Here is a 19675-nt window from a genome sequence, read left to right as displayed (position 1 = left end):
TGTTTTTTCTATCTGCACACGTTGTTCTGCATTTGGATAGATTCTTATTTTTACTGCCCGGTTTATTTTCCTCACCTCGTATTATATAGTAGTGGTTTTTAGGGACCTTCTCCAAGGTCTTTATAACTATTAAGTCATAGTCTTTTCTTTACCTCTTCTGTAGGTTCGACTATGATATATAAGATGCTGTGGATTGTTTTTTTTTCACCTACCACTCGATGGTTTAAGTAAGGCTCCAACCACAGTCTCTTTGTTCATTTGTTAATCAGTTAGATACCGCATGACGGTTTATTTAGAACGAGGTTACAATCGCAAGGAGCACCCTGTGGTTCTAAAACAGCATTAATAATTAATACATTTCAAGGGAGATTTATTATGATTTACGTAGGAATTGATGTTGCTAAAGATAAGCATGATTGCTTTATCACCAACGCTGATGGAGAAGTGTTATTTAAAGCATTTACCATCTCCAACAACTTAGATGGCTTTAGTGAACTTTATCAAAAGATTGAATCCGTTATGGATGACGTAACAAAAATAAAAGTAGGACTGGAAGCCACTGGACATTACAGTTACAATCTTCTTGGATATCTCATTGATAAAGGTTTGCCCGCCTATGTTATCAATCCGTTACATACCAATCTATACAGAAAAAGTCTAAGCCTTAGACAGACGAAAACGGATAAAGTAGATGCCCGCACGATTGCTTCCATGCTAATGTCTGATGTGAACTTAAAGTCCTACTCAGACACATCTTACCACAACGAGGAACTAAAGTCATTAATCCGTTATCGTTTTGATAAGGTAAAAGAACGTGCAAAACTAAAAACTTCCATTTCCAGACTTGTCTGTATTCTTTTTCCTGAATTGGAAAAGCTGGTTCCTCAACTTCATATGGCATCTGTTTATGCAATGCGCTCTGAATTTCCCGGTGCAAAACAAGTAGCCAATGCTCACCTTACCAGACTTACCAATCTACTTTCTGAATCCTCAAAAGGTCATTACGGCAAGGAAACAGCAATCACATTTAGAGATGCTGCAAGAGCTTCTATCGGCTCAAATATGCCAGCGAAATCACTTGAACTAAAACACACCATCAAGTTGATTCAGGAACTTGATTCCGAGATTGACGAAATCGAAAATGAAATCAAAATCATCATGGATAAAATCAACTCCCCGATTCTCAGTATTCCTGGAATCAGTTATCGCATGGGAGCCATGATCATTGCCGAGATTGATGATTTCAGTCGTTTTGATTCTCCTGATAAAATCTTAGCTTATGCCGGCTTTTCGCCATCAACATATCAATCTGGACAACTGGATGGTGCTTACGCACATATGGAAAAACGTGGATCCAGATACCTGCGATACGCTCTGTACAATGCCACCAAGTATGTCTGCCACTGGGATCCAACATTTGCAGCCTATCTTGCTAAAAAACGAGCGGAAGGTAAGCATTACAATGTTGCCATATCGCACGCTGCAAAAAAATTGGTTCGAGTAATTTATCATCTTGAAAAAACAAAGCAGCAATACATAAAAGCAGCTTAAATCTTTCTAATTCAATACTCCTTTTTGAGCACCTATCACGATGCTCTTTTTGTCATGCAGTTTTCAAGGTTCAAGGAACTCTAACTAAGTTCCAAATATATATAAAATACATTTCTGTACTTTATTCAAAAAATATCATTTTAAGGCTTGACTTTTAATAGTTAGTCTTATTTCTATATGTTGATAAATGATTTCAATCATTGTCTTTGAACATTTTGTTCTTTCTGCTCTATTATAATACAAACCCGCTATCAGAACAAGTGTTTCTTCTCTTTATTTACAAGATTCTTTTGAGCATTTATGCTCAGCTCCACAATTCATCTCACTACCTGAAGAGGTAGGAGAATTCTTGCTAAGCTTTGTTAAAGAAGCCTCTGAATCATCTGTCTGAGAATCTTCGCATGTGTCTCTGTGGCAACACCTGTTCACTCACTTACCAGACAAATTCCGGAGATCATATGTGCTTTGCGATCACGGAACCATTTATCCTGCAGATCTTCCAGAACTTCCTGACAAATATGGATCCGGATGTTTACTACAAACCTGAGGAAGCTGAACAGATTATCAAGCGTATGATTGAGCAGCTGGAAACAAATAAATAATTCTCAAAATAAAAGAAGGTACTGTAAAATCATCATGTTCGATGACTCTACAGTACCTTCTTTTTTCTCATAAATATGTGTTCCTCCTGGAAGAACCAGGTTTATTCATCACCGAACAAAAAATGCCTGACACAATACGAACTGCCACTGCCACGCCCCAAAACACCGCAGTATATAACATCATAATAATTCCATTTGCTGGATTAGAATCTGCTTCCGATATTCCTCCCATCGGTATGATCACCCCTGCATAACCTTCCAGAATATAGCAGATAAGATAAATAAAGCAGGCACAGAAACTGATCATCCAGGAAGTTATCCATCTTTTTCTGTTTATAGCAGAAGAACACAATATGCTGACTCCCATCAATAGTATTCCAGCCAGCAGAAAAATTTCCGCTACACGAAATGACCTTACATAGAGAATAACATTTATCATCCACAGATATATTTTCGCTCTCAAAAATCCGTCCAGAACAGAAATATAGTTATATTCTTTCATTTTGTTCCTTTTCTGCAAGCATACGGTGCAATTTCTGTAATCTTTTTCATTAAATCATTAATCTTAGAAATAATCCGATATGTACGGTGTCTGCTGCTCGATCGCATCTTCAAGCATGTCGATGGTCCACTCGGCTGCCTTAATCCTTCCGATCCTTGCAAGATATTCAGGGCGTTTGTAGCCCATCAGCATAGTAGTCATGGTCTGGATATTTATCTCATCCTGGCAGGGTTCCATAATCCGGACCACCTGACCACAGCCTTCTCTGGAGATCGTCAGGCTGAAATTTCCCTGATTGCATTCCATGACCGGATCGATCAGCTTAAACTTCCATTCACGGTCAAGAACGCTCGGTTTAAACGGATACTTCTCGATGAAGGAGACAAAATCTACGATTCTTCCCATATAGTATGGTGAGATTATTTCCTTGATACTTGCATCCTCCAGAAGAAATGCCAGTGGTTCATCGGTGTAGGTATCGCCCTCCACCTGATTGATCATGGAAAAGTGTGCCGCAACGAAATTCCACAGTCCGGTTCTTGCCTCTTCATTATTGAAGATCATGTCCTTGATATGAAAAACTTCCTTCGCGATCCAGTAGATCACATAGCCGTCCGGTTCATTATTCTCGTTATAGTAGACGGCTGCCATAATATCATCGGAGTCCCACAGCCAGTACTCATTCCATGCCAGATCATCACGGAGGATCGCACCGTGTGTCCGCATGGCATAGCGGTTATAAGCTGCCTTCAGTTCTTCGCCCTCAGTATCAACGCGGCGTACATCCCCCGGAACCTGATGGTTCTTCGGAAGCTGGTAATCCTTGATCTCATAGGAGATTTTGTCCGAGATAATCTCCCAGCCCTTGCGACGGTAATATGGAATGGAATATGGATACAGATAGCAGATATCCTGGCCACGCTCCTTCATGTTCTTGAGTGCCTGCTCAAGAAGCTTGTGCATCAGACCCATATTGGAGTATTCCGGGTAGGTTCCGACTCCGGTAAGACCGCCCATGGCATAGGTTTTACCAAAAATACGTGCCTGCATAGGGTAGACTGCCACCTGAGAAACAAGATTGTCGTCATCAAACCATCCGATCACATCTGCCTTTTCCATGGTTGGAAATTTGGCGCGGATGATCTCACGTTCCTGCCATCCGATGGAACTCAGTTCCTGTTCTGTCACCTGGAACACATAGCGTAGAAGGGCATTGTACTGTTCCATATATTCGCTGCCTACGGGTTTCATTTTCAGGTTTTTCTTGTTATTCATGATTCCTTTCCCTTTTCGCTGCTGTCCACAGCAGCCCTTTTTACCAATAAGTCCCATCCCTCCTAAGAGAGATGGGACTGCGTTTACGTTTTATTTAATGTTTAAGAAGTGCTTCAACCTCGATTCCACTTCAGACTTAGAACTCCGGCTCTATTAAACCGTAGGTATTGCCTTTACGTTTGTAAACAACATTTACCTGCTCTGTCTCTGCGTTAAAGAATACGAAAAAATTGTGTCCCAGAAGTTCCATCTGTACACATGCATCTTCCGGATACATTGGCTTGATACCGAATTTCTTGGTACGGATGATCTTAACCTCATCATCCTCCTCATAATCTCTGTCAATGTATTCCTTCTGGAAATTGGCTGCGGCCTGCTGTTTGTCTACGATTTTATTTTTGTATTTACGAAGCTGACGCTCGATAACTTCCTCTACCAGATCGATGGATACATACATATCGTTGCTTACCTGCTCGGATCTGATGATATTTCCTTTTACCGGGATTGTAACCTCGATTTTCTGTCTTTCTTTTTCGACACTTAAAGTTACGATAACTTCTGTGTCAGGAGTAAAATAACGCTCCAGTTTACCGAGTTTGTCCTCAACGGCTGTTCTGAGTCCTTGGGATACTGTGATGTTCTTTCCACTAATAATAAATTTCATAGTCCCATCCCCTTTGCTGTTTATTTTGGATGCTTATATTCAACCAATCCGGTTGTCTATGTGACCATTATAACACATCCATTTGAATTTTAACACAACTTTACAAAATTTTTATAAAAATTCTGATAAAAATTTCCAGCTCTTTTACTCAATTCCTGTAACACACATCTGAAGGCTGCGTTTTTCCGGGTGCTCTTCATCGTGCGGCTGGACAAGCTGTTCCGGAGATTTTCCTGCTGTGACACAATACAGACCGATTCCGCTGTTCTGCGGTGCATCAGTTGTGATCTCAAGCTGATAAGTTTTTCCGTTCTCCACTTCTACCGAATGCTTCAGGAAGGAGTAAAGTGCCGTATTTTCTTTGAGACCGTAAGTATCGCCCTCACTCTCATAAAGCACCTCACCGGAGTCTTTATCGCGAAGTACCACTTTCAGGCTGTAGAGATCAAGATTTGTCTCTGTATATACACGGATCTTGATGCCCGTGATCTCTTTTCCATCTGCGGTAAGTTCCTGGATGATCGGATGATCACGTTCCAGCATGACGACATTTTCCATCTCCATATTCTGGCGGCTGTTGTCAAAGAAGACTGTTTTGCCCTGCAGAACGCCCATTGCACAGACAGACATCGGAAGTACAAAGGCTGCCACTCCAAAGAGGAAGGCTGCACGGATCTGCCATACCAAACCTCTGGAGATCGTACTGCCTTTTTTACTGTGATAACGAGGATGTCCAAAGACAACATACAAGAGAAGCACGATCCACATCGCTGTACAGAGAAGCTCCTGATCATGGAATCGGTAAATATCCCACATGCGCACGGCAAAATTCCTGTCCTTAAGAATATATTTCAGGATTCCGCCATTCAAAACTCTTTCATCTACCATGCTCTGGCTGCAGAAAATATACATCGCCAGCATAAAGATGTTCGTGATCATCAGAAGCAGACTTCCATTCTCGTTCATGAAGATATTCAAAACGAGGAACGGTGCCATCAGAAGTACCCACTGTGGATTCCAGGTGGAAAATCCGAACACAGAAAAGCTCACTGCCACACAGAAAAATACTGCCCAGGAAGCCGTGGCATCTTTGTCCACTTTTTTCTGATAAGCCCAGACCAGCACAAAGGCCGCAACCGCTGCCATCAGATTGATCCCGCTGAAAAAGCCTACACTAAATGGTTTTTTGACATATTCAAGTGCACTGAACCCAAACACATTTCTGCGGAATGCATCGGAGCTGAGATTCGGCAGGATTTCTACCATAAGGGGAACTGCCATGATTAAGGTATAGCGGATCAGATTGCGGATTTTTTTCTCCTTCAGAAGAAGCAGTGCCGCAAAGTACAGTACCGCATGATATTTGAACGTACTCGCCATTCCGAATGCCAGTGCAAACTGCCACATTTTGTTTTTCAGGAAGAAATACAGTCCCAGTACCATAAAGAATACGGTAAAGATGTCATACTGGCTGAAAATAAACTGGCTGAAGACACCCATCGGAAATACCAGAAAGGCAAATTTGCACAGGAGAGATTTTTTCTCTCCAAATTCCATTTCCTTACCAATATGATAAATAAGCTGTGCCGTGACAAAGTAAATGATCACCGGCAGAAGCTTGTACCACATCAGATTGACAAAGCTGTTTGTAAGGATTGCCTCCGGAGCATGCCCTGTCAGATAAAGCGGCAGATTCCAGATTGCATAGGCGATAAAGGTACTCGGCAGATAATTCGCCCAGTAACCACCGGACTGCTCATAGCTTGCCTGATAAAAATCCGTAAAGTGCTTATACATCAGGAAAGATCTGTTTCCTGTCAGTTTCACATCCGAATGTACACAGGTAAAAAACAATACCGTCAGGATCAGGATGGAAACCATCCAGTCCACCCTGCACAGTTCATCTGCATTCCAGAGTTTCATTTCCTTCCATTCCGCTTTTTTGCGATTCAGGAAGCTCTGTTTTTTTATTGCTTTTTCTTTCATACGTTTTTCTGCTCCTCTGACTCATCTTCTTCAAAGTTCAGACGCTCTTCTTCCACTACAAGAGGACGGTCAAGAACCCTGCTGTTGATACTGAGCACATATTCTCCAAGGAAACCAATAAAGAACAGCTGCAGTGCCCCAAGGAAGAACATGCCGATGACCATAGGTGCAACACCGGCTGAAAAACGATCCCAGTACATCAGCTTCAGTACCAGATAGACAATGGCCGCAACCAGGCTCAGACCACCGATGATAAATCCGGCAAACGTCGCCAGCCTCATGACTACCTTTGAATAAGAAGTGATTCCGATCATGGCATAATCATACAGACTGTAAAAATTATTCTTACTCTTACCTGCACGACGTTTCGGCTGCGTATACTCGATCGCTTTATAATCAAAACCGAGTTCTGCGATGATTCCGCGAAGATATGGAAGCGGATCATGGAGATCACGGACCACATCTACAAACTTCCTGTCATAGAGTCCGAATCCGGTGAACTGCTCAATATGGTCAATATCTGTGATCTTGTTGATCATCTTGTAATAGCAGGAACGGATCCAATACATACCTTTACGCTCCTTGCTGGCACTTTTGACTCCAATCACAATCTTTGTTCCCTGCTCCCACTCACGCACAAATTTCGGAATCATGTCAACCGGATCCTGAAAATCCGCACACATACGCACGACACAGTCTCCGTAGGCCTGCTTCATTCCGTATACCGGAGAACGTGCCTGTCCGAAGTTTTTGGCATTAAAGATTGCCTTGATCTTTTTGTTATTAGCACACAGCCCCCGAAGCAGTGCCTGGGTATTGTCTTTGGAATGATTGTCAATAAACAGGATCTCATAATCATACTCCTTAAGATCACGCTCCATGACTTCCGACACTGCTTTGGCCAGAGGTACTACATTTGCCTCTTCATTATAGGTGGGGATCACCACCGAAATTTTTTTCTTCATTTTTATTTATACTCCTGTTTCCTGGCTTCTGATCCAGTCGATCGTTTCTCTGATTCCCTCTTCGAAGGTATATTCCGGCACAAATCCAGTATCTCTCTTCAGAGATTCTGTGTCTGCACAAAGATTCATCACTGCCCCCGGCGGGTATGGTCTTACACCAATACCTGTTTCTTCTGCTCCGGTAAGTTCTGCCATCTTGAGGATATATTCCCGAAGAGGATGTGCTTCTCCGCTTCCAATGCAGTATACCGCTTTGTCCCTGCCCTTTTCACCGATCAGGTAATAGGCACGGCCTGCATCCTTGCTGTACAGATAATCCCACCGCTGCATTGCCGGCGTAAATTCTGTCGGTTCGCCCTTCAGCATCCTGCGAAGTCCCGAAGCGATCATCGTCGTTTCCTTCTCATGGATCCCATAAACACTGAAAATCCTCGGCCAGATACATTCCATCCCCAGTTCCCGGCAGAGCATTCCCGCGAGATGGCCGGATGCCAGCTTGCTTGCACCGTACGGCGTAGATGGATTCGTCGGACTGTCCGGTGAGATTCTTTCCACATCCATCGGACCGTACTCTGCCTGAGAACCCGCCCCGATAAAGCGTTTACAGCCAAGTGCATTTGCCGCTCTCACCGCCGCCAGTGTATAGCCTATGTTCCTGCTCTGTAATTCTGTACTTCTGTTGCGGTTTTCTCCCGTATTCCCCCAGGCAATATGATAAAAGGTATCGCATCCCTGTGGAATCAGTTCTGGAAGTTCCTCCAGAGTTTCCAGACTGCTGTCTATTAAATGTACAAGGCTGCTATCCGGCAGACGATCCTGTTTCCCGGAAGCCGACCGCAGAACTGCATAGACTTCTATGTCATGTTTTACACATTCTTCGATCAGAGCCGAACCGATCATACTGGTGGCTCCTGTAACAACAATTTTCTTCATCTCTTTCTCCATCTGTCACACCTGAATCATCACTGACGCATTTTTTCCGGAAGAGGGATGTACATATTTGCTTCCAGTTCTTCCCTGTCAAGGAACGGATACATATCCTCAAGCGGTGCGGAGATCATGCTTCCATCAGGAAGCTTCTTCGCCGAAGTCTTCGGCTCTGTCTTCTGATATTTTGTCACAAAGACCTCACAGACAAAGGCTCCGTCTGCATCCAGCACTTCCCTGATTGCCTCTGGAAGTTCCTTTGCAGAATGAACCGCCCTGTACGGGAATCCGTAGTCCGGCATAATCCTGGAAAGATCCGGGAAGCTTAAATCTCCACTCTCTTCTCCCACTCCGACTAACGGCGGAGCAAAATAACTCTGCTGTGTCTGTCGGATTGAATGGTAGCCCTGGTTGTTGATCACAAACAGCTTCACCGGCAGATGATTATGCCGGATTGTCTGCATTTCCTGAATGTTCATCTGCAGACTTCCCTCACCTGTCACACAGACAACCGGTTTGCCCGGCTGTGCCACTGCGATCCCTGTCGCCGCAGGAAGACAGAAGCCCATAGACGCCGTGTTTGGATTTGTGATAAAACGCTGCCCTTTTTTAACCTGAAAGGCCTGGCTGCCTGCCACCCTGGAAGTTCCCACACTGACCATGAGATTCTGATCTTCCTTCATGGCTTTGGAGAGTTCTTCATAGAAAGCATAGATATTTGTGCAGCCCTCTTCCTGTGTCTCATAATGTTTCTGTGTTACGACCGGATATTTTTCTCTCCAGAGAAGGCACTGGTTTCTCCAGTCCTCTCCCTTAAACAACGGATGTCCTTTATCTGCTCCACGCTTCTTTGCCTCCGTAAGGAGTCCACGGATCAGTTCCCCCGCATCTCCGACAACCGGAAGGCTGACATGGAGACTTGGCTTCTTTAATTCATTTTCATCAATATCATTCAGGATCGTATAGCTCTCTCTCGCCCAGTCCTGATACTGGAAACCTGTCTGTGTAAATCCCTGACGGTTTCCGATGGAAAGCAGCACATCACTGTTCTGCAGGGCAAAATTTCCTGCTCTCGTTCCTGTTCCGCCGCTCCGGCCCGCAAAATACGGATGGTCGGATTCCAGTGCATCTACACTGCTCATTCCTGTCACAACCGGTACGCCGAGAAGTTCTACAAGTTCATGGAATTCCCCGATCGCACCGGCAAGACGGACACCATTTCCCGGTGACAGCACCGGACGATGACTTTCCTCAATCTTATCAAGGATCTTCTCTATTATCTCCTGTGAGATCTCCTGTGGTTTCTGCTCCGGATTTTCTGCCGGATCATAAGCTCTCAGATTTTCTGTCTCAATGACAGCACCCTGTACATCCAGAGGAATATCCAGCCAGACCGGTCCAGGTCTTCCTGTAACTGCCATATAAAGTGCCTTCTCCAGATGATAACGGATATCTTCCGGATGAATGACCATATGCGCATACTTTGTAATAGAAGAAACCACCGGAACAATATTACACTCCTGAACACCCATGCTTCGAAGCGGAAGCCCGCTTGCCGGGACAGTTGTCGCATATCTCGCCTGTCCGGAAAAAACCAGCATCGGAATAGAATCCATCCAGCCGCCCAGGACGCCTGTGATGGCATTTGTTGCCCCGGGTCCTGTCGTCACACAGACAGCAGCCATACGGTTATCCATCCGTGCGTATGCCTCCGCTGCCATCGCACACGCCTGCTCATGATGCTGATAGGTACAGTGAAGCTTCGGATGATGACCGAAGGCATCATTCATATGCATGGCACCGCCGCCGGTCACTGTAAACACATCCCGGATTCCCCACTGTGCAATATACTCAGCTATATAATCAGATACTTTCTGTTTCATTACGCCTGTTTCCTTCCGTCCCATTTGTTTTCGCATACCATAAACTTGCCGGAGGCCTGGATCGGGATCTGATCGACATAGGTTGTCTTTATATCGGCATCTTCACCGAGATAATGACGGTATGCTGCAAGAAGTTCTTCTTCATCCAATTTTTTTCTGTCTGCATTGACAAGAAGTTCGTAATCCTTCTCTCCCCACTGGATACATTTCGCCTGATAGACAATACCCTCGAATTTAAGAAGCGTATTCATAAATACATGGATGGAGAGTGGTTCGCCCTTGGTGTTGTACATCAGAGAACCTCTTCGGCCATAGATCTCGACATATTTTCCATGCATCCTGCCCTTATCATCCTTATACATTCTCATGATTCCCGTATCACCGGTATCATAACGGACCATAGGAAAAGTCTTATTGTAATAATCTGTCACCACAATCCTTCCCAGTTCTCCTTCTTCTGCCGGCTCATCGCAGTCCAGCTTCAGGATCTCCGGATAAAAATTGTAGAGGTCAATGGTATATTCCGGATCCTCATCAAGCTGGATCGCAATAAAACCATTTTCATTGTTTCCATAAGAACGGACCGGAGAAAATCCAAACAGTTCTTTTGTCAGATCATAGGTCTCCTGCGGCAGTGCCTCTCCCATGGAAAAGACCATCTCCACTGACCACTTGCTGATGTCTCTTCCTGTTCTTCTGATGTACTGTGTCAGTGCTGTCAGCGCACTGGAGTAAGTAACCAGCACCTGTATCTTCTGTTTCTCGATATCCCGGCAGATTTTGTCCAGGGAATCGTCTCCCATATTGGAGATATCCACCATGATCAGATTATTTTTGAAAGATTTCCACTTACTGATTGTATTTTTTCCCTTTATCCACGCACGGAACTCTCCGCGCTTCATTCCCATACGAAAACCATTCAGTTCCATACAGGAAATAAAATTCATGTTGACTCTGCTCATTTTGTCCCCGTCGCAGAGTACGGTAAACGGAGTTCCCGTAGAGCCGCTTGTACTTAATCGATAGAGATTCCCCTGCTCCTTGCTGTTGTCCACAAGAACCTGGTCATAATTTTCGATAAAATCACCCTTGGTCATCACCGGAAAGTCCTGCAGCTCCATCCATTCCGAGTGATCCTTATAATAAGGAGAATGTTCCTTTACATAATCCAGAAGAATGTGGAGCCTGCGGTCCACATATTCTTCTGTGACACCCTCCACGATCTCCCGTTTATTTACTTCTTTTAATTTTTTGAGTCTGCCGCCTTTTGCAGCATCGAGAAGATTAAATGCCACTCTTCTCAGAACTTCACCTGTCTGCATTGCTGCCTCCTTTGTCCTTTCCTGCCTTTAACAGTCCCAGAATAATGACTGCTGCCACTCTGAGGCTGTTCGCCCCGAGGGACGCCCAGGCAAAACCAATCATACCGTATGCCCTTGCCGCCAGCACAGAGCTGACCAGCAGGATTACAAAATGTGCAAGCTGGATCCACAGCTGCCATTTTTCATCTGTAAATGTAAGTACCAGAATAAATAAAAATGCGGAAAACAGTCCCAGGATCTGTGCAAGGTTTACCACTGTGACAAGTCCCCTGACCGAATCATAGAGATTTCTGTAAAAAAGCCATACAAATAATGGAGTTCCCACCTGACAGGCAAGGAAGAACACAAAGCTCACGCCACCGCCTGCAAGAACTGCCTTTCCAAACTGAGATCGTGTCAGAAGTTCCTTTCTCCTGGTCAGATAGGAGATCACGATCGTGTTGATCGGAGCGATCAGAAGCACCAGAGTCTTGCCGATCAGAGAGACCACGTAATACCAAGTAACCTGCTCATTTCCCAGAACCTGCTTGATCACAAGGCGGTCCATATTCATAGTCGTGTTTGTGATCAGATACGACAGCGTAAGAAAGAATCCTCTGCCCAGTGCTGTCGAAAAATACTGGCTTCTCTGAAAAAACTGATGAAAAATACTTCCTGTCAGTCCCACAAAGACAAGGGCTGCCCCCTCTCCGACCAGATAGATCCACACCCACTGACCCGTCACATAATACACACCAAATCCGGCAAGATATCCAAGCCCGATCAGCAGATAATAAATAAAATATCTCCGGTAATTCAGATTCAGACGATATTCCACATCACCATAATATCGAAATACAGTAAACATAAACAGCACAAAGACTCCAACTGCCATAACAGGACCTTCCAGGCTGTTCCTCGACATCCAGAGTGCGACACCGCTTCCGATGGCCCCGAATACAAGCAGGATCCAGTCATAATCCCCGTTTGTCACGGCAAAATTTCTCCGTACCACAAGACGACTGGTGTTCAGTGCCTGTCCGACGGAAGGACACACAATTGCGATCAGTCCTGTGATATAAAGAAGACCTCCAAGCTGCTCTGCTCCCATAACTCTGTTAAGAAGCGGTGTGATCACAATCTGCAGAACTGCATTCATAAAGATCAGCCCGCCCATAGTATACAGAGTGTTTACTGCAATATTTTTTTTCTGTTCCTTTTTTTCCAATCTGTTTCCCGCCTCTCTGTCAGCCACAGATTCCCCTGTGATCCTTATATTTCTCACAGCGGTTCTCTATGTATTTACGCTTTCCGGAGGCCAGAACCGGAATCTCATCCACAATCTCTACTTTGATTCTTGCTTCCTCGCCAAGATACGGGCGGATCCTTCCAAGTATCTCCTTCTGATCCATCTTCGCCGGATCTCCGTTCAGCCAGATCGTGTAATCCTTTACATCTTCCTGAATAAAGCGGTACTGCTTCACTCCCTCAATATCCCAGAGATTATTGGTGATGATATAGGGTGTCACCGCATTGCCTTTGCAGTCGTAGATCAGGTCACTTCTGCGTCCGTAAAGCTCCGACAGATACAGCTTGAAACGTCCGTTTTTTTCTTTGCGGACAGCCACTGCTGTATCTCCGTTATCATAACGCAGGATCGGAAATGCATAGTTAAAAAGATCCGTGATCACGATACGTCCCAGTTCTCCCGGTTCCGCCGGTTCATCGCAGTCCATCTTGAGGATTTCATAATAGTAGGTTTCTGTGTCAATATGATACCCTTCATTCTCCTCATTCTGGAGTCCCATGATTCCGTTTTCCTCATTGGAATACCATGCCCTTACAGGACAGCCGAACTGCTTTTCCAGAGTCCTTCGCACCGGTTCCGGCATTGTCTCGGAGATTGGAATGATTGCTCTGACACTGCAGTTGCTGCAGTCTGTGCCGGATTTTCGGATATAATCACTCAGCTCACCCAGAGCGGAGGAATATCCGACAAGACATTTCACCTTTTTCTTCTCGATCGTGCGGAACATTTCGGACAGTGCCTTCTCATCCATGCGGGAACTGTCCATCATGATCATGTTTTCCTGAATCAGCTGAAATTTACTTTTTCTGACATTGTTTACCCACACACGGATAAAAGCTTCCTTCATGCCTATGTAATATCCTGCTGCCGCTCCCAGGAAAATACCGCCTGCTGTATTATGCCGAATCTTGTCCCTGTTCTGGATCATGCGGAGAGGAGTTCCCGTAGAACCGCTGGTACACATCACCCGGTTGTCCGGTGCGTCTTTGTATGTAGAAGAGATAAAACGGTCATACTGCTGACGAAATGTATCCTTATTTACCACCGGAAGATCTCTAAGTGCGATATCTTCCGGATAATCCTTGTAGAAATCAGTCGTTCTGACTGCATGTGCGATCAGATCCCGGATCCTTTTGTCCGTCTCCTCGATGGAACTGCCCTCTTTCCAGGCATAGCGGATCTGGTCATAATATTCCCGAATCTTTCCGCCCTTCATCTTATCCAGCATCCAGAAGCCCATCCAGCGAAGTCTTTCATCTAAAATCATATTTTCTCCATTCTACTGTAAATCAGTTCAGAGCTTCTTTGATCGCGTCTGCCATTGCTGAAAGCATCTCATCTGTCATTCCCGGATAAACACCGATCCAGAAGGTATCCTTCATGATGCGGTCTGTATTTTCCAGGCTTCCAGAAATACGATAGCCCTTACCTGCTGCACGCATCTGGTCAAAGCATGGATGTTTTGTCAGATTTCCTGCAAACAGCATACGTGTCTGAACACCCCTGGCTTCAATCTCCTGAACAAGTTTGTTTCTGTCAACGCCTGCCTTACAGGTGATAAGGAAGCCAAACCAGCTCGGTCTGGAGTTTTCACAGGCTGTCGGAAGGATCAGCTTGTCCTCCGTTCCTTTAAGTGCTTCTCTCAGATAATTGAAGTTGTGGATCCTTCGCTCTACAAAAGATGGGAATTTCTTAAGCTGTGCACAGCCGACTGCAGCCTGCATATCCGTCGCCTTGAGGTTATATCCGAAATGAGAATAGACATATTTGTGGTCGTAACCTACCGGAAGCTCACCGTACTGGCGGTCAAAACGATGTCCGCACAGGTTATCCTGTCCCGGTGCACAGATACAGTCTCTTCCCCAGTCTCTTAAAGATCTTGCGATCTTGTTGAGAAGTGAATTGTCCGTATAAACAGCACCACCCTCACCCATTGTCATATGATGCGGCGGGTAAAAGCTGGAAGTTCCGATATCACCTATCGTTCCTGTCAGTTTTTCCTCACCATCGATGGTATAGACAGACCCCAGAGCATCGCAGTTATCTTCCACCAGCCAGAGATTATGTTTCTTGCAGAAATCTCTGACTGCCTTAAGATCAAACGGATTTCCAAGTGTGTGTGCCAGCATGACTGCCTTTGTCTTTGGAGAATATGCAGCCTCCAGAAGCTGCGGATCAATGTTGTACTGCGGAATCGCCACATCGACAAAAACAGGAACTGCACCGTACTGGATGATCGGCGCTACGGTTGTCGGAAAACCTGCCGCAACCGTGATAACCTCATCTCCCGGAAGGATCTGACGCTCTTTGAGAAGCGGGGAAGTCAGAGTCATAAACGCAAGAAGATTCGCGGAAGAACCTGAGTTTACCAGAGAGCAGTATCTTACACCCAGGTACTTCGCAAATTCATGCTCAAATTCATTTGTGTAACGTCCGGCTGTCAGCCAGAACTCCAGGGAGCTGTCCACAAGATTCACCATCTCTTCTGCATCATAGACGCGGGATGCGTACGGGATACGGTCTCCTTTTTCGTACGGTTTCTTCTGATTGTGATACTTCTCACAATATTCCTTTGTCAGTTTGAGAATTTCTTCTCTCGCCTGTTTTTCTGTCATTTCTTCAAACATATTTTTCTCCTTTATCATCGTTTTGTAAAGTATCTGAATTCCTCATTATAAAATGAAAAAGTTTCGTTCAGTTTATAATTGTCACAGAACCACTGGTAGGTCTTTGGATCATTTCTTTTCCAGATTCCCAGTGAAGATTTGTTTGTAAAAACTGCCGGTGCATCCTCTGTTTCAAGCTGCTCTTTCAGCTCCTTCAGAGAATCCGGGCGGACTGCCATATCACTGAAATCCATGGTAAAACACTGTGTACTCCAGTGAAGCATGCTATAAACCTCAGCTACGTTCAGACCAAATCCATGTGTGTTTGCAGGCACAATGGCTGCAATCTGCTGCGCAAAATCCTCAAACTCCGCCGTATTATGGAAGTTTTCTTTGATCTTGCTGTTCTGTGAAAACTGCAGGATTGTTCCTGTTCCCATTGCAAGCACAGAAGCCGCACAGATGACCCCGATCCCGCCACGCACGACCTCATAAAAAGTGATACGGGCGATGTTTTTCCAGCCATTTTTTTTCACAAAATCCAGTCCGTGCTGTGCCAGATAAGCTGCCAGAAGAACAGCAGAAATACTGATACAGTCAAGGTTATGATAAGACGGACGGTTCATATAATAGACCAGACATCCAAGAGCCCCGACGCTGAGCATAAAGATCAAATCTGTCTCCCAGCGGCGTTCCTCCCTGTCACCGAACCATCCGGCGATTCCCATCGCCACACCAGTCAGAAACAGTGTGATCACCGCCATGTAGGCACTCGGATAGGTCGGAAGATCCAGATGAAGGATGTCTGTCATATAGCCGTCAGAGAGCAGCGGAATCAGAAAATCTCTCACGGAATTCATCGGACTGTGCTTGGAAAGATTATAGAGATTTACGATTCCATAAGCACCTGTAAAGGCAAAGATCATGCCAGCTACCTGTGCACCGATAGAAAAAAGCAGCTCTCTTATCTTCCATTTTTTTCTTGAGAGCAGTCTTGAAATATAAAGTCCCGCCCAGGATACTGTAAGAAGAAGGCCTGTCTCCGTATTCCACAAAATCGCAAGAAGACAGATCAGATATCCACCAGCCGCGGTCAGAAGACTGCTCCTTTTTTTCTTAAGGATCACCGTTCCATAGAGAAGCAGAAGCACAGGAAAAAGCACTCTGTGCGGCCACACCTGCCAGTAATATCCACCGCGCATGCCAAGCACAGGGAATGCAAGTGCAAATGCTGCAATAACTCTGAGAATTCTGCTTCTTACAAGCATCTGCAGTACCAGAAATGCCCCGATATAAGTCAGGGCCCCAAGCCCTGCCATCATCAGCACAAATGCCCGAAAATCACCATGTACCAGCTTCATCGGAATCTTGAAAAACAGTCCGTAATGACCGTAGATACTTGTCACATTATGCGTATACGGCACTCCCTGATACACATTGTAAACCGAATTAAAGTATGCATGTGCGTGATAGTTATCACCCTGCTCCCCTCTTCCGTAGATATTCGGCGTGTACATACAGTAAAAGATCAGAACCACCAGTGCCGCATAGGTAAGCCAGATGATCCATTCACCCTTTTTCTCCGTAAGAGAAAGATTCTCATACAACCAGAAAAAGACTGCCAGTTCAGCAAGAAACAAAAGGATCATCACTGCCAGTGGCTGTGTATGCCAGCCATATTTCATCGATACGGTTCCTACCTGTTCCGTCTCCCTCGTCACGCACATGATCCAGAACGGAAGCTGTGATCCAAGAAGTATCACCAGTGCAGTCTTCTTCGCCACAGGGCTTTCAGTCAGCTTCAGGCTGTTATTTTGCCGGGATGTACTCCATGCCATTCCTGCAAGAAACAAAATACAGAACAGGACAAGCGTCATTCCATAGACCAGAATGTTGATATTTCCATGTTCACTGATTCGCTTAGAAAGTCCCGGAATCAGAAGGCAGCTCAGGAAAAAACATACTGTCAGGACCCACGCTGTCAGTCCGCAGATAATTTCTCTGTTTTTTTTCATACTCTTTCCTTTTCTATCTGTTTTGTGTCAGATATTCCTCAATCTGACGATCCGTAAATGCAGCCATATCATCTCCGTCAAGCCATGCCTGATACCATTTTACAGTCTGAGAGATGGCCTCCTTTACCTGCCAGTGCGGTTTCCATCCAAATGTACTGCGGATTCTGGAACAGTCCAGCTTCAGGAAATTCGCCTCATGCGGTCCTCCCTGACAGAGATTTTCCCAGGAAGCTCCCTCTCCCCAGGCTTCACAGAAAAGATCCGCAAGTGTACCGGTCGTGATACAGTCATCATCTCCGGGTCCCACATTGTAGGCACCTGCACGGGATGCGTCCTCGTACTGGCTTCCGGCAATCATAAGATAAGCCCCCAGCGGTTCCAGCACATGCTGGTACGGACGGGTAGAATGCGGATTGCGGACTGCGATCTTCTTTCCATCGGCGATGGCTCTTACACAGTCAGGAACGATACGGTCTGCTGCGAAATCTCCGCCACCGATCACGTTCCCGGCTCTTGCTGTAGATACTGCGATCCCAAGCTCCTTAAGAAAGGCTTTCTCGTAACTGTGTGTCACCAGTTCCGAGCAGGATTTGCTGTTGGAGTACGGATCATAGCCGTCCAGTTCATCGGTCTCTCTGTATCCCCATTCCCATTCGTTATTTCGATATACTTTGTCGGTTGTCACATTCAGAAAAGATTTTACACTTTTGCACTGTCGCACTGCTTCCAGAATGTTCACTGTTCCCATAACATTGGTTTCGTAGGTGTATACGGGATTTTTGTAGGATTCTCTTACGATCGGCTGTGCAGCCAGATGAAGTACGATCTCCGGCTGTGCCTCGGCAAAAACCTGCTTCAATTTCTCCAGATCACGGATGTCTCCTGTGACAGAATGCATCTGCGATTCCACATCCAGAAGCTGAAAAAGATCCGGCTGCGTCGGCGGCTCCAATGCATATCCGGTGACTTCCGCACCAAGCTTCAAAAGAAGTCGGCAGAGCCAGGAGCCCTTAAAGCCTGTATGCCCGGTCACGAGAACCTTTTTTCCTTTATAAAAACTGAAATCAAATGTATCCATAGATTTTCTCCTTTTGTCATAATGCCTGCAACTGTGTTTCAGGCATAGATAGTTTTATTATACTCGCATTTGCCTGTAAAGTCACTAAACAAAAAAGATCCTCTGAACATTTCTGCTCAGAAGACCTTATCCAGACTTCATAATAAACAGATGTGGAGCAAAATCCCTTACAGGATAAATTTGCGGATGATCTCTGCAACCCCATCGTGATTGTTGTCATTTTCTGTCACATAATCGCCATATTCCTGAATCCCCGGAAATGCATTGCACATCACGGCACCTACATGGGCAGCCTTGAGCATTTCGATATCATTCTGTGCATCTCCGGCAGCCACAGAGTTCTCAATCGGGATTCCAAGATAGTCGCACATCCAGCGGACAGCTTCTCCTTTGGATACCGTCTTTGGTACAATCTCAAGATAAGTGGCATTGGAGAAAAAGCTTCTCACGGTGTCAGAATATCCCTCAAGAACCTCCTCCTGAAATTTCTCAGATCTGCTCCTGTCCTTGTCGATCGCGAGGAGCTTATATGGATCCTGAATAATCGCATCTTTTGCACTTTTTACAAGTTTATACGGCAGATTCTGTATCTTCGCATACTCCCGGAGCAGTTCACTGTTCTCTATCGTCAGGATCGCCTCATCTGAATACGCCTGCATGTACAGATTTTTTTCTGCCGCTTTTTCAAAGATCTCAACTGCTGTATCTCTTGAGAAGGTTACTCCGTGAATCGTCTTTTTGTGGTAAGGATCATAGATCTGTCCGCCATTAAACGCTATGACATAACATCCCTCTCCTGTAAGTCCGACGCGCTCCGCGATCTGGAGTCCGCTCGCCAGAGCTCTTCCTGTTGATACTACGATCTTGTGTCCCGCTGCGAGTGCTTCCTCTACTGCCGCTCTGTTTCCTTCTGAAATTTCTTTATTGTCATTCAACAAAGTACCATCCAGATCCGTAAATAAAATTCTGGTGTTCACTGCCATTTGTAGTCCTCCATTTGTGTACAAAAAA

General features: G+C 45.2%; 17 protein-coding genes. 2 read left to right on the top strand and 15 right to left on the bottom strand.

The genetic code is table 11. The features are described from left to right. The coding region (locus tag GT674_RS18240; protein WP_161285418.1) for a helix-turn-helix domain-containing protein at positions 1-75 on the bottom strand (75 nt) is incomplete at its 3' end. A gap of 300 nt (positions 76-375) precedes the next feature. On the opposite strand from GT674_RS18240, the gene GT674_RS09260 reads away from it, so the two are divergent. Beyond that, entirely contained in the window at positions 376-1551 is a 1176-nt protein-coding gene (locus GT674_RS09260; protein WP_161285415.1) for an IS110 family transposase, read from the top strand. Between the two features lie 359 nt (positions 1552-1910). Then, positions 1911-2153 (top strand): hypothetical protein, encoded by a 243-nt coding sequence (locus tag GT674_RS09255; protein ID WP_161285414.1) that lies wholly within the window; start codon positions 1911-1913, stop codon positions 2151-2153. 67 nt (positions 2154-2220) lie between these two features. On the opposite strand, the gene GT674_RS09250 is transcribed toward GT674_RS09255, so the two are convergent. The 14 genes from GT674_RS09250 to GT674_RS09185 all read right to left on the bottom strand — a co-directional run bounded on the left by GT674_RS09250 (position 2221) and on the right by GT674_RS09185 (position 19647). Continuing rightward, positions 2221-2655, bottom strand: coding sequence for a hypothetical protein (locus tag GT674_RS09250; protein WP_161285413.1), 435 nt, complete (start codon positions 2653-2655; stop codon positions 2221-2223). Between the two features lie 63 nt (positions 2656-2718). Next, a complete protein-coding gene (locus GT674_RS09245; RefSeq protein WP_330585526.1) occupies positions 2719-3987 on the bottom strand; it encodes a GNAT family N-acetyltransferase in 1269 nt (422 codons plus the stop codon). A 79-nt stretch (positions 3988-4066) separates the two neighbouring features. Beyond that, entirely contained in the window at positions 4067-4594 is a 528-nt protein-coding gene (hpf, locus tag GT674_RS09240; RefSeq protein WP_161285412.1) for a ribosome hibernation-promoting factor, HPF/YfiA family, read from the bottom strand. Positions 4595-4738: 144 nt separating this feature from the next. After that, positions 4739-6580 carry an ArnT family glycosyltransferase gene (locus tag GT674_RS09235; RefSeq protein WP_161285411.1) on the bottom strand — a complete coding sequence of 614 codons (1842 nt, stop codon included), beginning with the start codon at positions 6578-6580 and terminating at the stop codon, positions 4739-4741. Further along, positions 6577-7545 carry a glycosyltransferase gene (locus GT674_RS09230; protein WP_161285410.1) on the bottom strand — a complete coding sequence of 323 codons (969 nt, stop codon included), beginning with the start codon at positions 7543-7545 and terminating at the stop codon, positions 6577-6579. Before GT674_RS09230 ends, GT674_RS09235 begins: the two co-directional genes overlap by 4 nt. Before the next feature lie 6 nt (positions 7546-7551). After that, positions 7552-8478, bottom strand: a complete 927-nt coding sequence (locus GT674_RS09225; RefSeq protein ID WP_161285409.1) for an NAD-dependent epimerase/dehydratase family protein — start codon at positions 8476-8478, stop codon at positions 7552-7554. Positions 8479-8507: 29 nt separating this feature from the next. After that, on the bottom strand, positions 8508-10355 hold the full coding sequence (locus tag GT674_RS09220; RefSeq protein ID WP_161285408.1) for a thiamine pyrophosphate-binding protein: 1848 nt from the start codon (positions 10353-10355) through the stop codon (positions 8508-8510). Next, positions 10355-11677 carry a phenylacetate--CoA ligase family protein gene (locus tag GT674_RS09215; protein ID WP_161285407.1) on the bottom strand — a complete coding sequence of 441 codons (1323 nt, stop codon included), beginning with the start codon at positions 11675-11677 and terminating at the stop codon, positions 10355-10357. Before GT674_RS09215 ends, GT674_RS09220 begins: the two co-directional genes overlap by 1 nt. Further along, positions 11664-12884: a lipopolysaccharide biosynthesis protein gene (locus GT674_RS09210; protein WP_161285406.1), complete on the bottom strand. Its 1221-nt coding sequence runs from the start codon at positions 12882-12884 to the stop codon at positions 11664-11666. The genes GT674_RS09215 and GT674_RS09210 overlap by 14 nt, the downstream gene beginning before the upstream one ends. A 19-nt stretch (positions 12885-12903) precedes the next feature. Next, a complete protein-coding gene (locus GT674_RS09205) occupies positions 12904-14232 on the bottom strand; it encodes a phenylacetate--CoA ligase family protein (RefSeq protein WP_161285405.1) in 1329 nt (442 codons plus the stop codon). A 22-nt stretch (positions 14233-14254) separates the two neighbouring features. After that, a complete protein-coding gene (rfbH, locus tag GT674_RS09200; protein ID WP_161285404.1) occupies positions 14255-15592 on the bottom strand; it encodes a lipopolysaccharide biosynthesis protein RfbH in 1338 nt (445 codons plus the stop codon). 14 nt (positions 15593-15606) lie between these two features. After that, entirely contained in the window at positions 15607-17586 is a 1980-nt protein-coding gene (locus GT674_RS09195; protein ID WP_161285403.1) for a hypothetical protein, read from the bottom strand. A 13-nt stretch (positions 17587-17599) separates the two neighbouring features. Further along, entirely contained in the window at positions 17600-18664 is a 1065-nt protein-coding gene (rfbG, locus tag GT674_RS09190; protein WP_161285402.1) for a CDP-glucose 4,6-dehydratase, read from the bottom strand. Between the two features lie 167 nt (positions 18665-18831). Continuing rightward, positions 18832-19647 carry a Cof-type HAD-IIB family hydrolase gene (locus tag GT674_RS09185; RefSeq protein ID WP_161285401.1) on the bottom strand — a complete coding sequence of 272 codons (816 nt, stop codon included), beginning with the start codon at positions 19645-19647 and terminating at the stop codon, positions 18832-18834. Positions 19648-19675: the final 28 nt, after the last annotated feature.

The organism is Blautia sp. BIOML-A1 (assembly GCF_009883055.1).
GTDB lineage: Bacteria > Bacillota > Clostridia > Lachnospirales > Lachnospiraceae > Blautia_A.
The sequence above is the reverse complement of the archived record's forward strand: the minus strand, read 5'-3'. Positions and strand labels throughout refer to the sequence as shown.

Coding starts and splice junctions, on each gene's coding strand:
- rfbH (WP_161285404.1), bottom strand. CDS start 15,592: ATGTTTGAAGAAATGACAGAAAAACAGGCGAGAGAAGAAATTCTCAAA.
- GT674_RS09230 (WP_161285410.1), bottom strand. CDS start 7,545: ATGAAGAAAAAAATTTCGGTGGTGATCCCCACCTATAATGAAGAGGCA.
- rfbG (WP_161285402.1), bottom strand. CDS start 18,664: ATGGATACATTTGATTTCAGTTTTTATAAAGGAAAAAAGGTTCTCGTG.
- GT674_RS09235 (WP_161285411.1), bottom strand. CDS start 6,580: ATGAAAGAAAAAGCAATAAAAAAACAGAGCTTCCTGAATCGCAAAAAA.
- GT674_RS09185 (WP_161285401.1), bottom strand. CDS start 19,647: ATGGCAGTGAACACCAGAATTTTATTTACGGATCTGGATGGTACTTTG.
- GT674_RS09205 (WP_161285405.1), bottom strand. CDS start 14,232: ATGATTTTAGATGAAAGACTTCGCTGGATGGGCTTCTGGATGCTGGAT.
- GT674_RS09260 (WP_161285415.1), top strand. CDS start 376: ATGATTTACGTAGGAATTGATGTTGCTAAAGATAAGCATGATTGCTTT.
- GT674_RS09250 (WP_161285413.1), bottom strand. CDS start 2,655: ATGAAAGAATATAACTATATTTCTGTTCTGGACGGATTTTTGAGAGCG.
- GT674_RS09220 (WP_161285408.1), bottom strand. CDS start 10,355: ATGAAACAGAAAGTATCTGATTATATAGCTGAGTATATTGCACAGTGG.
- GT674_RS09225 (WP_161285409.1), bottom strand. CDS start 8,478: ATGAAGAAAATTGTTGTTACAGGAGCCACCAGTATGATCGGTTCGGCT.
- hpf (WP_161285412.1), bottom strand. CDS start 4,594: ATGAAATTTATTATTAGTGGAAAGAACATCACAGTATCCCAAGGACTC.
- GT674_RS09245 (WP_330585526.1), bottom strand. CDS start 3,987: ATGGGACTTATTGGTAAAAAGGGCTGCTGTGGACAGCAGCGAAAAGGG.
- GT674_RS09195 (WP_161285403.1), bottom strand. CDS start 17,586: ATGAAAAAAAACAGAGAAATTATCTGCGGACTGACAGCGTGGGTCCTG.
- GT674_RS09215 (WP_161285407.1), bottom strand. CDS start 11,677: ATGCAGACAGGTGAAGTTCTGAGAAGAGTGGCATTTAATCTTCTCGAT.